This is a genomic window from Pseudocolwellia sp. G5-9 (genome assembly GCF_055808995.1).
The window spans coordinates 1,090,376-1,105,816 of record NZ_CM147893.1 but is presented as its reverse complement, the minus strand read 5'-3'; the positions used below and the strand labels follow the sequence as shown (position 1 = coordinate 1,105,816).

Genomic DNA, 15,441 nt, shown 5'->3' with positions numbered 1-15,441 from the left:
GGATATGCGATAAATTTTAAAAAGAGAATGAATTATTATTTCCCCCTCAAAATTCTTATGTTTTTTCATATTTATTTCTTAATTTTATTGTTAATCTTGCAAATTCAACTACATTTAAATTAATTGTTTATTTGGAAGTATAAGTATGAATCTATTCAAAACGTTATCAGTATCGGCAAAAATTTATTTAATCCCCATAATAGGCACTATTTCATTTGTCATTTACTTAACTTTATCAACATTTAATGCGAATAATAATGTAGATATTCTTTCAGACGCGAAAGATGTTCAATTTCCTGTTGTTCACTATTCTAAAGAAGTGTCAGTAGCTATTGTAAAAGTTTCAGAGCTTTTAAATACTGCGGTTACAACCGGAGATGAAGATAGTATCAGTGCTGCTGATGAAAAAACTGTAGAAATTAAAGGTTTATTTGAAAAAATAGGTTCTATAGATAAGCGTTTTTTGAGTACACAAGAAAAAATGCAAGCAGAATTTGATGATTACTATTCTAAAGCTAAATCACTTTCTTTAAGTATGGTAAATGAAACAGCTGATTTCGAAAAATTGCCAGAGCTAGGTAAGAGAATGAATCAAGCCTTTGAACTTATATTAGCGACGGTTAATGACTTTAACTCAAACCAAGTTATTGAATTTGAAGAAACAATATTGCGCGCAAATGAATCAGCACAGTCCATGGTTACGATTGGATTTATTATGGGAATTGTTACCATAGTCTTACTATTTGGTACTGCAATTCCTATTATTTCAGGTATTAAATCATCAATTGCTGAAGTTGTTACATCTTTGAAGGATATTGCTGAAGGAGAAGGTGATTTAACGGTACGCTTAACAGCCAAAACCGAAGATGAAGTTGGTCAACTTGTTCATTGCTTCAATTTATTTATGGATAAGTTACAAACAACAATTAAGCAAGTTGTTGAAATTGCTTTGCCATTATCTGAAATGGCCATATCAGTGAGTACTACTGCAGCGGAAACCAATCAAATTACTTTAGAGCAGCAAAAAGGTGCTGTGCAAACAAAAGATGCTGTAGAGAATATGAACATGAGTGTTAAAACAGTTGCTCATAGCGCTTCTCTAGCTTCAACAGCTTCAACTGAAGCTTCTAGTCTTTCTAAAGAGGGGGCAATAGTTGTAGAACAAACAGTACAAACAATTCACTCATTAGCTAAAACTGTGGAAAACTCATCAACAGTTATCGATAAGTTAGATGATGATAGTAAGCAAGTCGGTGCTGTTTTGGATGTAATTAAAGGGATTGCTGATCAAACTAATTTATTAGCGTTAAATGCAGCAATTGAAGCGGCACGAGCTGGTGAACAAGGGCGTGGTTTTGCCGTTGTTGCTGATGAAGTAAGAACCTTAGCATCGAGAACACAAGATTCTACGACGGAAATTCAAAAAACTATAGAACAGCTTCAAATAGCAGCACGTTCAGCAGTAGAAGCTATGAGTAATGGAAGAAGTTTAGCTGAAAAAGGTGTATCGGAAGTAAGCTTAGCTGGAGAATCTCTCGCTGCAATAACATCATCTGTTGAACAAATTAATGCTATGACAAGTGATATCGCGCAAGCGACAAATGACCAGTCGACAGTAGCAAGCGAAATTGTATCGCATGTAGATAATATTAGTGTTACAACCAAAGTGACTCATCAAGCATCAGAAGAGTTAGCAGAGGTGAGTAGTAACTTAGCTGATTTAGCTAATAATCTTCAAGTTTTGACCAAAGGATTTAAAGTTTAGTTAAAAATCATAGTTTTTCAGGTTTAAAAGTAGGCTCTGTTAACTTTTAAGATTACTTTAAAGTTAGTATGGCCTTTTGAACGAATTGACTCATTGTCACCTTAATGGAATAAAAATCAGCCATGGAATATCAATAAGCTGCTATAGAAACAATCACAAAAGTTCAACAGACCCTAATAATTAGTCAAGGATTTTTAGTGATTTATAGTAGAGCGTAGAGCTTTGCGGTATGTTTCTGTAAAAGCTAGTGTGGTCATTATGCAAGGCTTCGTTTTTGATATGTCATTATTCCACTTAAGAAAACGATAAGGCTGTAGAAATGACAAACGTACAGGTTCGTTTAAATAAAATTTATACTTAAAAGGTCAACTTGCTCTAGATTTATTTATTAATAGAGTTATTGTTATTTATAGATAATATTTTTTATTATCTTAACTTTGCCTGAAAACGTTTATGATTTCTGTTGAATCTTGAGATGGCATGGGGCGATTTGTTACTTTCAAAGCCGGCGTTATGTCGGCTTTTTAATTATATCAATAAAATTAACTTAATTGAGTCGATATTCCTTTAAATTGAAGCGCTATACCTGTATGTTATGCGTTTTTTACATACTGAATGTTTATGATGAACAAACTTGCAGAATATGAACTTATTCTAAAACAAGTCGATGCTGTTATCAGTGACGAGTCTGATGTTATTGCTAACATGGCAAATATTAGTGCTTTATTATTTGATAGTTTAAGCGATGTAAATTGGGTCGGATTTTATCGTGTGGTATCAGATGAACTTGTTTTAGGTCCTTTTCAAGGTAAAGTTGCTTGTATTCGAATTCCTTTAAATAAAGGTGTTTGTGGTACAGCTGCCGGTGAAGCTAAAACAATATGTGTTGCTAATGTTCATGACTTTTCTGGTCATATAGCGTGCGATGCAAATAGTAACTCTGAAATAGTTATTCCTTTAATTATTAATGGTAAAGTGGTTGCTGTATTAGATGTTGATAGCCCTATATACGAACGTTTTGATGAAGATGATCAAACAGGGTTAGAAAACATAATAAATGTATTTGAAAATATCATCATTAAGCATGGCGTGATAAACTAGTGAAAGAATTTGTTGTTATTCATGATTATTTAGTTTCAGAAGCTGTTGTAGGCGACTGGGACGGTGATGAAGAAATAGTGGCTGAACGTATCAATGAAATTTATCATTTGATTTACGATTTAGCAGAAGAAGATATTGCGACAGAAGAGCTAGAAAAACTTTTAGCTCTGGTGTGGGATACTTGGATAGGGCAAGATACTTTGCCTGAATTAGAAAGTGAAGATATTTATGATTGGTGCCGACATTTGTTGGAAAACCGTGATCAGTATCTCGAAAATTAAGATTATTTGTGAAAAGTTGATTTATGGAAACTAAACGTACTAGTACTAAAGAAATTATTGCTTATTTAGCTGAAAAATTTCCTGCTTGTTTTTCTCTTGAAGGACCAGCTAAACCCTTAAAAATAGGCATTTTTCAAGATTTAGCCGAAAGATTAACGGATGATGAAACTGTTAGTAAAACACGTTTAAGACAAGCGCTTAGACATTACACTAGCAGTTGGCGTTACTTAAAGTCGGTAAAAGTTGGTAGCGTTCGAGTTGATATCGACGGTAACGATGCTGCTGAAATCGATCAAGTACAAGCTGATTACGCCAGTAAAACGTTAAAAGAAAGCCAAGAAAAATTTGGTAACAATAAACAGAAAGATAATAAACCCAAAAAACAGTATAAAGATCATAAGTCAGCTAAAGATCAAGGTGAAAAACCTGATCAAAAAGCTAAGTTTAAGACTGTAAAGTCTACTAAACGATCAAATGTTAAGACGGAAGTTAAACTTCAACCTGTTACAGCTGATGCTATAATTGTAGGTAAGAAAGTTAAAGTACAACTCAGTAACTCTCCAATGAACGCAACAATTACCGAAGTTTCAGGTAAAGATATTACTGTTCAATTAGATTCTGGAATGGTTGTTAAGACTCAAGTTAAAAACATATTTACTGAATAATCGGAGTTTATTCATGCAAAAATTTTGTCGTCTCGCTATTGCCGTATCCATTGCGTTATCAAGTACTCTTGTAAACGCAAACGAAAAAAAAGTAGAAGATATTCCTATCCCTATTTTGGCTCCTGAAGAGCAACATGCAACATCAAGTAAGCGAATAACGGCGCAATTTACGCGTGCACATTATAAGCAAGTGAAAATGGATGATTCTCTATCAATGCAAATTTTTGATAGATATATCAAACAATTAGATTATGCTCGAAACATTTTTACTCAAGCCGATATAGATAAATTTACTAAATATAGATTAGATTTCGATACTGTAATTTCTCGTGGGAAACTAGATGAAGCCTACGAAATTTATAACGTAAATCTTAATCGACGTTTAGAACGCTATGAATATGCACTAAGTTTATTAGAAAAACCTTTCGATTTTACCTTAGATGAATCATATAACTTTGATCGTGAAGATGCTGCTTGGCCTAAAGACAAGGCTGAGTTAGATGAATTATGGCGTTTAAAGGTTAAATATGACGCGCTTAATTTAACACTTGCAGGTAAAGAGTGGGCAAAAGTTGCAGAGGTCTTGGGTAAAAGATATAGATACGCGATAAAACGTTTAAAACAAAGTGAAAGTGAAGATGTTTTTCAAATAGTGATGAACAGCTTTGCTCGTGTTGTTGAACCTCATACATCCTACTTATCACCAAGAAATGCAGAACGTTTTCAAATGGAAATGAACCTTTCCTTAGAAGGCATTGGTGCTGTTTTGCGTGCTGAAGAAGACTATACCGTTATTCAAAGTGTTGTTTCAGGTGGGCCTGCTGATAAATCTAAAGAGCTTAAACCAAAAGATAGAATTGTTGGTGTTGCTCAAGCGAAAGAAGAATTTGTAGATGTAATTGGCTGGCGTTTAGATGACGTAGTTGAATTAATAAAAGGCCCAAAAGGGACTCAAGTTCGCTTACAGATTTTAAGCGGTGAATCTGATGATGAAGCCAACATAAAAACTGTATCAATTATACGAGACACGATTAAACTTGAAGATAGAGCGGCTAAATCTGAAGTTTATTATGAAATTCCGGGTGATAAAACCAGTAAAAAATTAGGTGTTATCAATGTTCCTAGTTTTTATAATAATTTGTCTCGCGACGTTAAAGTTGAATTAAAAAAACTTAACGATGAAAACGTAGAAGGTATTATAGTTGATTTACGTGGTAATGGCGGTGGTTCATTAACAGAAGCAACACTATTAACAGGTCTATTTATTGATAAAGGTCCTGTAGTTCAAGTACGTAATGGCGCAAATCGTATTGAAGTGAATAGTGATAGAGACGGTATTAGTTATTATAAAGGCCCATTAACGGTTATGGTTGATCGTTATAGTGCTTCAGCATCTGAAATATTTTCAGCAGCTATTCAGGATTATGGTCGTGGTGTCATTATTGGAGAACATACTTTTGGTAAAGGTACTGTTCAGCAACACAGAGGTTTAGGTCGAGTTTACGATTTATACGAAAAACCTTTTGGTAGCATTCAGTTTACTATTGCTAAGTTCTACCGAATTAACGGCGGTAGCACACAGCATAGAGGTGTTTTACCTGATATTTCTTTTCCTTCGGCAATTGACCCAGAAGAATGGGGTGAAAGCAAAGAAGAAAATGCACTTCCGTGGGATAAAATACCAAAAGCTGAATATACTAAATTAAATGAATTAACGAGTGATTTTGCTTATCTACAATCTTTACATGACGAGCGGATTAAAGAAAACACAGAATTTAATTATTTACTTGATGATATCAAAACGTATAAAGCTGAAAAAGACGATAAAACGGTTTCTTTGAATCTTGCTATTCGTAAAGAAAAACGCGAAAAAAATAAAGCGAAACAATTAATCAGAGTTAATGAGAGATTGGTGAAATTAGGTAAAGAGAAAGTTAAAAGTTTAGATGATGATTTACCTGATGAGTTGGATGAGTTAGATCCATTTTTAGATGAGGCTGCTAAAATTACATTTGATTTAGTATCGCTTGGTCGTATGGCGAAAAAATAAATTTTAGTAACCTTTAAAAAACCGCTAATACAGCGGTTTTTTTATGCTTATTTAAAAATAAATATTTAATCAGAATAAGTGAATAGTTATTTCGTAATGTCTTGTTTTTAAAGCGTTACAAGCAGATTGTTTGGAAAAATAACTTGCACTCTTTTTTAATAGAGGGCATGTTACCCGAATAAAAAAATATAATGACAATAAAGGCTAATTTTATATGACAGATATGTCAGAACATAAAGCTCCTAGTATGCTCGATGCATTAATACCATTAATAGCACTTATCTTTATGCTATCGGGCGCAGTTTACTATTTTGGTGATAATTCCACTGGCGGCCCTAATCAAATTGCTTTATTAATCGCAACAGGTATTGCGGTAGTTATTGGACTCAAAAATAATTATAAGTGGGCTGATATAGAAAAAGCTATGGTTAATGGCATTTCTATTTCTATGGGGGCCATTTTTATTTTATTAGCTGTAGGTTCATTAATTGGTACTTGGATGCTATCGGGTACTGTACCAAGTATGATTTATTATGGGTTGAAAATATTAGACCCTAGCTGGTTTTATCCGGCTACCTGTATTATTTGTTGTATTGTAGCGTTAAGTATCGGAAGCTCGTGGACAACAGCTGCAACCATAGGTGTTGCACTTATGGGGATTTCTTCGGGATTAGGACTTGATCCTTCAATTACTGCAGGCGCCATTATTTCAGGTGCTTATTGTGGTGATAAAATTTCTCCTCTTTCTGAAACAACAAACTTAGCTCCGGTTGTTGCTGGTTCAGAATTGTTTGCGCATATTAGATATATGATGTGGACCACAATACCGTCAATCGTTATTAGTTTACTTATATTTACCTTCTTGGGTCTATCGGTTGAAACCAGTGTTACCCTTGAGGCTGTTGAGGGAATTAATCAGCAATTAGAAGCCAACTTCAATATAACACCTCTCAATCTTGTTCCTGTTGCATTACTACTCGCTATGGCAATGAAAAAAGTGCCCGCATTTCCTGCAGTATCAATAGGAGCTTTATTTGGTGCTATATGGGCTATTATGTTTCAACCAGAACTTATAAGTACTTTAGCCGCAAACGGGTTAGATACGATAACAGCAAACATAACGGTTGTTTGGGCTGCTTTGTTTGACGGTGTTGTTATCAATTCAGGAGATGCTGATTTAGATAGTTTACTTAGTGGTGGTGGCATGAAGAGCATGCTAAACATTGTATGGTTAATTATGTGTGCATTAATGTTTGGTGCTGTTTTAGAATACTTTGGTATGTTAAAAAAGTTTGTACAAGCTATTTTAGGTTCGGTGAAGTCAGTAGGTGGTTTAATTGCAAGTACTGTCGCAACATGTATAGGTACTAATTTAGTTACTGCAGACCAGTATATATCGATTGTAATGCCAGGGCGTATGTATAAAGAAGAATATAAAAGACGAAACTTAGACCCACTTGTACTTAGTCGAACACTTGAAGATTCAGGTACTTTGTCTTCACCGCTTATTCCTTGGAACACATGTGGCGCATTCATGTTTGGTGTTTTAGCATTAACCAATTATGAATACATTTTTTACTGTTTCTTTAACTTTATTAATCCTGTACTTGCAATTATTTATGGTTTTACAGGATATAAAATTAAAAAATTAGTTACAAATTAAACAACAATTATCAAAAAAATATGTACATTAAAGCCTGTTTTTACAGGCTTTTTTAATATTATCTGTTAAACTTTATTGAATATTAATTTACTGCTTACTATTGAATAAATAGCTATTTGAAAAATAATAAATCAATGTATTTCATTTTTATCACCTTGTAGGAAAAACAATGACAGAATTTACCGCACGTTATTTATCCGATTATAAACAAACAGCCTTTACTATCTCTACAGTCGATTTAACTTTCGAATTGGAAGATACAAAAACGCTTGTTACTAACAAGATGACTGTAGCCAAAGCGCATAGTAATGTTAAAGAGCCTCTTATATTACAGGGTGAAGAATTAGCGCTTATTTCTATTTCAATTAATGGGGAATTGTTATCGAGTGACTCTTATATTGAAACGGCCACTCAATTAGAAATCAATGTTCCTGATGATGAATTCGAATTAACCATTGTTACTCAAATAAACCCTGTAAAAAATACCTCTTTAGAAGGCTTGTTTAAGTCAGGCGGCGCGTTTTGCACGCAATGTGAAGCAGAAGGCTTCAGACGTATGACTTACTATTTAGATCGTCCTGATGTAATGGCGGTATTTTCTACAAAAATTATCGCAGATAAAAGCTTATACCCGTTTTTATTATCAAATGGCAATAAAGTAGAAGCTGGTGATTTAGCGAATGGCTATCACTTCGCTAAATGGCAAGACCCATTTCCAAAGCCATGTTATTTATTTGCCCTTGTTGCTGGTAACTTTGATTTATTGAGTGATACTTTTATCACATGTTCTGGTCGAGAGGTTGCTTTAGAAATATTTGTTGATCAAGGTAACTTATCTAAAGCACATCACGCGATGGCTTCTTTAAAGCATTCAATGAAATGGGATGAAGATACGTTTGGATTAGAATACGATCTTGATATTTACATGATAGTTGCGGTCGACTTTTTCAACATGGGTGCTATGGAAAACAAAGGGCTTAATGTTTTTAATAGTAAGTTTGTTTTAGCGGATGAAAAGTCGGCGACAGACGTTGATTATTTTAATATTGAAGCGGTTATTGCTCATGAATATTTTCATAATTGGACAGGAAACCGTGTAACTTGTCGAGATTGGTTTCAGTTAAGCCTTAAAGAAGGTTTAACTGTTTTTAGAGATCAACAGTTTAGTGCTGATATGACCTCGCCAAGTGTTACCCGTATTCAAAACGTAAGAGTTTTAAGATCACTTCAATTTGCTGAAGATGCTGGTCCTATGGCACACCCTATTCGTCCTGAAAAAGTCATGGAGATGAATAACTTTTATACGTTAACTGTATATGAGAAAGGGGCTGAGGTTATTCGAATGCTTCATACCATACTAGGTAAAGAAAACTTTAGAAAGGGAATGGATCTTTACTTTAAACGTTTTGATGGTATGGCTGTAACTTGTGATGATTTTGTTAATGCTATGGCTGATGCATCAGGCATATCTTTAGAGCAGTTTAAATTATGGTATGTACAAGTAGGAACACCTGTTTTAACGGTTACAGAAAGCTTTAATGAGCAAGATAAAACATATAGCATTCATGTTGAGCAAAAAAATAGCAGGGCAGATCATCCAACGCATGCTTTGCATATTCCTTTGAATATTGAACTCATCACCAATAAGCTTCAATCAAACACCAATAATCATTCACAGAGTTATTTGCTAGCATTAACTGAGCTTGAACAAACTTTCACTTTTAATGGCTTTGATGAAAAACCTGTACTCGCCTTTTTAGGTAATTTTAGCGCCCCAGTTAAAGTTAATTTTGAACAAGCTGATATTGATTTAGAAAATATCATGGTAAATGCTCAAGATGAATTTTGTCGTTGGGATGCGGGACAACAATTATTGAAAGGCCATATAAATAAATTATTAAACAACCCAGCGGAAACCTTACCTGTAAGTTTACTTAACTCATTTAAGCATATTTTGAACAGCTCAATTGATCCAGCGCTAAAAGCTGAGCAATTAACCATGCCTACTTTTGATGAAATAGCTGACTCAATTGAAGGAGTTGATCCTGTCGCTTTAGTGGAAGCGATTGACAACATAAGAAAACAATTAGCAAATGGTTTAGCTGAATCATTAAAAGCCACATACCACTTATTAAATAGTGACGAATTTTCAATAGATAGTGTAGGTGTTGCTAATCGCTCATTGAAAAACGTTTGTTTGTCTTATATTGCTTTAATTGGTGATGAATCAGAAATCGTTAATAGTCAATTTTTAGCTTCTGATAATATGACAGATACGCTTGCCGCACTTTCATGTGGCGCAGACAATAATACTATTGCCTTTGATGAACAGATGAAGATTTTTGAAAACAAATGGCAAGATACTGTATTAGTTATGGATAAATGGTTTGTATTAGCAGCATCATTGAAAAGTGATGATATTTTTGAACGTTTAAATGATCTTTTAAAACATCCATTATTTAGCTTAACTAACCCAAATAGAGCACGTTCTTTAATAGGAGCATTTTCAGCTAAAAACCCTAAATATTTTCATTGTTTGAGTGGTAAAGGTTATCAATTTTTAACCGACCAAATTATTCAGTTAAATGAAATTAACCCACAAGTAGCTTCAAGATTAATAACCCCTCTTATTCAATTTAAAGGTTTTGATAAAGCCAGACAAAAACTAATGAGGGCAGAATTAGATAGATTAAATCGCTTACCTAATTTATCTAAAGATCTAAAAGAAAAGCTAGATGCGGCACTTAAATAAATATCTACTATAATGAAATATTACTTTAGTGTGAACATGACGTACGATGATTTTCTCCCATATTATCAAGGAAGAATTAGTACGGTCATGGTCATGAGTACAGAAGGGCAACGCATTCAGTTTCCTGCAATGCATATGAAAAAATTTTTGATGCCAAATGGTATAAAGGGTTTTTTTTGTATGCATACCGAAAATAATAAATTTATATCATTAGAAAGAATATATTAATTAGAGCTTCTGCTTTAAACAGTGGTCTGACCATTTTGATATGGATAATGTTTTTAATACATGCAAGGAAGGCACTGAAAAACAACGTTCTAACTCTTAAAATAGCCCTTTGTTTTAAACGGTTGTTTTAAACGGTGTTTTTTAAGTGGTCTGCTCTTCTCTACAAGTCCTTAAAAATAAGGGTAATAATAAGTAATTTTTACGCTTGATAGTTTTTTTAAATGATGCAATTATTGTTTAATCCCGTTTAAGGGGACAAACAATCAACGCATTATTATAAGAAGAAAATACTCTATTTTGGATCTGGGGAGAAAAGAAATGAAAAATAATTCTCGCAGTTACGGTAAATTGAAACCATTAGCTGTAAGTATAAGTGTTGCCTTGTTGTCGTTATCAGCGTCAACGACTCAAGCAAAAAATTTCCAATTAGGCGATTTTGATATTAGTTTCGATTCAACCTTCTCAGTGGGTTCTAGCTGGCGAGTTGAGAATCGTGATTGGGACAGCAATGTTGGTAAATCAAATAACGTCAATAATGGATTTGATTTTAGCAATTATCATCCTAGCTTAAATCTAAATCCAGATCCCGGAACCGTTTGGAACGGTGCAGGTGCATACTCTACTAACAGCGATAACGGCAATTTAAATTACGATGCTGGCGAAAGCTTTTCTAAAATTATCAAAGGTTCACATGATTTAGATATTCGATATAACAACATAGGTTTGTTTGCTCGAGGCATGTATTACTATGATTTTGAAATGATGGATAACGATCGAGACTGGACCAATGCTTCTTCAAATAAAGTGCATAATCCATGTCGAGATGATGATGCCAGAGACCAAGTTTGTCGAGATATTCGATTATTAGATGCATTTGTATACGGTGATTTTGATATTGGTGAAATGCCATTATCTGTACGTGTAGGTCAACAAGTGATTAGTTGGGGTGAAAGTACACTTATCTCTCATGGTATTAGCGAATTAAACCCAGTAGATGTTGCTCGCTTAAAAGCTCCAGGTGCAGAACTTAAAGAAGCTTTTATTCCCTTTGGTGCTGTTTGGGCGTCTTTAGGCGTTACAGATAACTTTAACATTGAAATGTTTTATCAATACAGCTGGGAAAAAACCATACTTCCTGCTCCTGGAAGTTACTTTTCAACTAATGACTTTGCTGGAGACGGCGGCCACTTTAATAATGTTCAATTAAATTTTGCTAGTAATCCAGACATGGATTTAGATTCATTAATTACGAATTTAAATGTTTTGGGTGACGCAATTCGTAGTGGTGGACTTACTGCAGCACAAGCTGGTTCTGCTTATTTAGGTGGATTTCCTACCAAATTAACCTTAAGAGAATCAGGTGCTGAAAATGAACCTGAAGACGGCGGTCAATACGGTTTACGTTTATCATGGTACTTACCTAGTTTTAATGAAACCGAAGTTAGTTTGTATTATATGAATTATCATAGCCGACGTCCTGTATTCTCTGGAGTTACAGCTGATTTTTCTCAAATCACTTCAGATGTACAAAAAATAGCATCAGGAGAAATTACTTATGATAATTATACTGAACTAGGTTCATTCTCACGCGTTGAACTTGATTATATTGAAGATATTCAACTATATGCCTTTAGTTTTAATACAACCTTGGGTGAAACGTCTGTTGCAGGCGAGGTTACTTATCGTCAAGATGAGCCTCTACAAATTGATGATGTTGAATTACTCTTTTTAGCTATGCCACAACAACTAGCTAATGCTGGCCTTAGACCTGATCTAGATGGTATATCACAAATTCCAACGGTAGGTTTAGGTGAAAGGGCTGACGGTTTTGTATTGTCAGATACCTTACAAGCGCAAGTCACACTAACGCATTTGTGGGGCCCTTCATTTGGAGCCAATCAATTTACAACTTTACTTGAAGTAGGTGGAATTGATATTAGAGATATGCCAGATCAAGATGTTTTACGTTTAAATGGCCCTGGCACGGCAAGAAATGGTGGCGTCGAAGGTAAAGAAGGTTTAGAGATTGGTTTGCAAGATGGCGTAGAAACAAACCCATTCCCTGATGATTTTGCATGGGGATATCGCTTAGTTGGTAAGCTTGATTACAGTAATGTTTTTGCAGGTATCAATGTTTCACCTAAAGTTGTATTTTCTCATGATGTAGAAGGAATAACGCCAGATCCTTTATTTTTATTTGTTGAAGATAGAAAGTCATTAGCTGTAGGCGTTGGTTTTGATTATCAAAGCCGTTGGTCTGCAGATATTAGCTATAACAGCTTTTTTGATGGTGTAGGTACAACCAACCAACTATCAGATCGCGATTACGTTTCTTTCAGCGTTAAGTATTCAATTTAGGAGCTGTTTCATGAAAAAAATTACAAAAACATCTAAATTACTATCAATTACTATTTCTTTACTGCTAACAAGTGGCTATGTGGCTGCAAAAGTGACACCTGAAGAAGCTAATAAATTAGGTAAAGAGCTAACCCCTATGGGAGCTGAACAAAAAGCCAATGCTGACGGCTCAATTCCGCAATGGCAAGGCGGTATCACGCAAGCACCAAAAGGATATGTTGTTGGTCAGCATCATATAGACCCATTTGCTGATGATAAAACCTTGTTTACTATTACATCGAGTAATGTGGATAAATACAAAGACAATTTAACACCTGGTCAAATCAAGTTATTTAAAACGTACCCTGATACTTACAAAATGAATGTTTATCAAACGAGGCGTTCAGCGTCGTTTCCTTCACATGTGTACGATGCTGTTAAAGTTAATTCTACACGTGCAGAATTAGTAGAAGAAGGTAATGGTATTACTCAAGCTTCGGTTGGTATTCCTTTTCCATTACCAAAAAACGGATTAGAAGCTATTTGGAATCATATATTAAGATATCGTGGTGAACAGGTTACGCGTGAAGGTGGACAAGCTTCACCTACAGCAAGTGGTGACTTTACTTATTTAGGTTTCGAAGAAAGTTTAATTCTTCCATATAACGTAAAAGGCGCACAACCAGAAGATTTACAAAAAACCAATATTCTGTTTAAGTTTAAACAAAAAGTTACAGAGCCCGCACGTTTAGCTGGAACTGCACTACTTGTTCATGAAACTATGGATCAAATAAAAACACCTCGTCAAGCATGGACATATAACACGGGTCAACGACGTGTTCGTCGCGCACCTAATGTAGCTTACGATACTCCGGGTACAGCATCAGATGGTTTAAGAACAACCGATGATTTTGATATGTACAATGGTGCTCCAAATCGATACACGTGGGATCTTAAAGGTAAACAAGAGTTATATATCCCTTATAACGATTATCGCTTACATAGCAGTGATTTAAAGTATGATCAAATTTTACAACCGGGTCATATTAATCCACAATATGTACGTTATGAAAAACATCGTGTTTGGGTTGTTGAAGCTAAGCTTAAGTCTGATACGAGACACACTTATAAAAAACGCGTGTTTTATATAGATGAAGATAGCTGGCAAGTAGCAGTTACCGATATTTATGATAATCGTGATGAACTGTATAGAGTAGGTGTTGCTCATGGTTTAAATTACTATGAAGTTCCAACGCAATGGTCTACGCTAGAAGTATTCCATGATTTACAATCTCGTCGCTATATTGCAATGGGCTTAGATAACGAAGCTAAAATGTATGACTTTTCAACTGAACTGAGTGATTCTTCATTTACTCCTTCAGCTTTAAGAAGAGAGGGACGTCGTTAATCTTAATTAAATGATGAAACGGCTGGCTCATGTCAGCCGTTTTTGTTTGTATAATATTAATTTCTTATTCAAACTGGTATAAGCTTAGATTAAATAATTTGGAGTTTTAATTTTTTATGTTACGTATTTTGATCGTTTGTTTGAGTTGTTTTATAGGTCTGTACGCTAATGCAGATGAAGTAACGACTTCTTCAGTACTTGCTCCATTAGCTGAAAAATCCCTATTACTTGATATAACAAGTGTACAGCAAAAAAAATTAGTCGCTGTTGGAGAAAGAGGCCATATATTACTTTCTGTTGATGGGAATAATTGGCAACAAGTTTCTGTTCCAACTCAAGTCACGTTAACGAGCGTGTTTTTCATAAACGACCTTGTGGGATGGGCTGTAGGTCATGATGCCACCATATTAAAAACTACGAACGGTGGTAATAATTGGGCTCTTCAATATACAAATCCTACAATAGAAAAACCTTTATTAGATGTTGTTTTTCAAGACCCCTTTCACGGTGTGGCAGTTGGTGCTTATGGCCAATTTCTTAGAACAATAGATGGTGGGAAAACATGGTTGTCAGAATTTCATGAAGAATTTTTATCAGCAGAAGATAAAAGTTTTTTAGAAGAATTGAAAGTTGATGATGAAGAGGCGTACTTTGATGAAAGAGAAAGTATTTTACCGCATTTTAATCGAATAATATCTGATGGTAGAACAACATATCTTGTTGGAGAAATAGGCTTAATTGCAAAAAGTAATGACTTAGGCCTTACATGGCTAAAGTTTGATGAAATATACAGAGGTTCATTCTTCGATTTATCTAGAACCCATGAGGGGAACTTACTCGTTGCAGGTTTACGTGGACATGTTTTTAGAAGTTTAAAAAATGGTACTCCGTGGGTTGAGAGTAAAACCGACACTACATCATTACTTAATTCTATTGTGTTATCAGATGAAGGGCGTATTTTTATTCTAGGTAATAATGGCGTTATTCTTGAGAGTCATGACGATGGTCATTCTTTTGTATTAAAAGTGCAGCCTGATGGTAAATCATTAATTGCAGGCGTTTGGTTTAATAATAGAATTGTTGCGGTTTCAGACGTTGGAATTAAAAACATTTTTATGAATTCTTCAGGGTTAAATTATTAATTATGACTATTAATTCTTCATCAAGTAATCATTCTCCAAAAAGTACAGA

General features: G+C 34.6%; 11 protein-coding genes. All 11 read left to right on the top strand.

What is annotated here, in order from left to right:
• The first annotated feature begins 145 nt into the window (after positions 1-145).
• Positions 146-1,765, top strand: a complete 1,620-nt coding sequence (locus AC0L5Q_RS04760) for a methyl-accepting chemotaxis protein (protein ID WP_473614859.1) — start codon at positions 146-148, stop codon at positions 1,763-1,765.
• 624 nt (positions 1,766-2,389) lie between these two features.
• A complete protein-coding gene (locus AC0L5Q_RS04755) occupies positions 2,390-2,866 on the top strand; it encodes a GAF domain-containing protein (protein ID WP_473618258.1) in 477 nt (158 codons plus the stop codon).
• Positions 2,866-3,147 (top strand): hypothetical protein, encoded by a 282-nt coding sequence (locus AC0L5Q_RS04750; RefSeq protein WP_473614855.1) that lies wholly within the window; start codon positions 2,866-2,868, stop codon positions 3,145-3,147. The genes AC0L5Q_RS04755 and AC0L5Q_RS04750 overlap by 1 nt, the downstream gene beginning before the upstream one ends.
• A 23-nt stretch (positions 3,148-3,170) precedes the next feature.
• A complete protein-coding gene (gene proQ / locus AC0L5Q_RS04745) occupies positions 3,171-3,812 on the top strand; it encodes an RNA chaperone ProQ (RefSeq protein ID WP_473614852.1) in 642 nt (213 codons plus the stop codon).
• 13 nt (positions 3,813-3,825) lie between these two features.
• Positions 3,826-5,862 carry a carboxy terminal-processing peptidase gene (prc, locus tag AC0L5Q_RS04740; protein ID WP_473614848.1) on the top strand — a complete coding sequence of 679 codons (2,037 nt, stop codon included), beginning with the start codon at positions 3,826-3,828 and terminating at the stop codon, positions 5,860-5,862.
• A 223-nt stretch (positions 5,863-6,085) separates the two neighbouring features.
• Positions 6,086-7,525 (top strand): Na+/H+ antiporter NhaC, encoded by a 1,440-nt coding sequence (nhaC, locus tag AC0L5Q_RS04735; protein WP_473618257.1) that lies wholly within the window; start codon positions 6,086-6,088, stop codon positions 7,523-7,525.
• Between the two features lie 169 nt (positions 7,526-7,694).
• Positions 7,695-10,277 carry an aminopeptidase N gene (pepN, locus tag AC0L5Q_RS04730; protein WP_473614845.1) on the top strand — a complete coding sequence of 861 codons (2,583 nt, stop codon included), beginning with the start codon at positions 7,695-7,697 and terminating at the stop codon, positions 10,275-10,277.
• A 12-nt stretch (positions 10,278-10,289) separates the two neighbouring features.
• Positions 10,290-10,505: a DUF2835 domain-containing protein gene (locus AC0L5Q_RS04725; RefSeq protein ID WP_473614842.1), complete on the top strand. Its 216-nt coding sequence runs from the start codon at positions 10,290-10,292 to the stop codon at positions 10,503-10,505.
• Between the two features lie 318 nt (positions 10,506-10,823).
• Positions 10,824-12,863, top strand: a complete 2,040-nt coding sequence (locus tag AC0L5Q_RS04720; RefSeq protein WP_473614839.1) for a DUF1302 domain-containing protein — start codon at positions 10,824-10,826, stop codon at positions 12,861-12,863.
• A 19-nt stretch (positions 12,864-12,882) separates the two neighbouring features.
• A complete protein-coding gene (locus tag AC0L5Q_RS04715) occupies positions 12,883-14,250 on the top strand; it encodes a DUF1329 domain-containing protein (RefSeq protein WP_473618256.1) in 1,368 nt (455 codons plus the stop codon).
• A gap of 116 nt (positions 14,251-14,366) precedes the next feature.
• A complete protein-coding gene (locus AC0L5Q_RS04710) occupies positions 14,367-15,392 on the top strand; it encodes a WD40/YVTN/BNR-like repeat-containing protein (RefSeq protein WP_473614836.1) in 1,026 nt (341 codons plus the stop codon).
• The last annotated feature ends 49 nt before the right edge of the window (positions 15,393-15,441 follow it).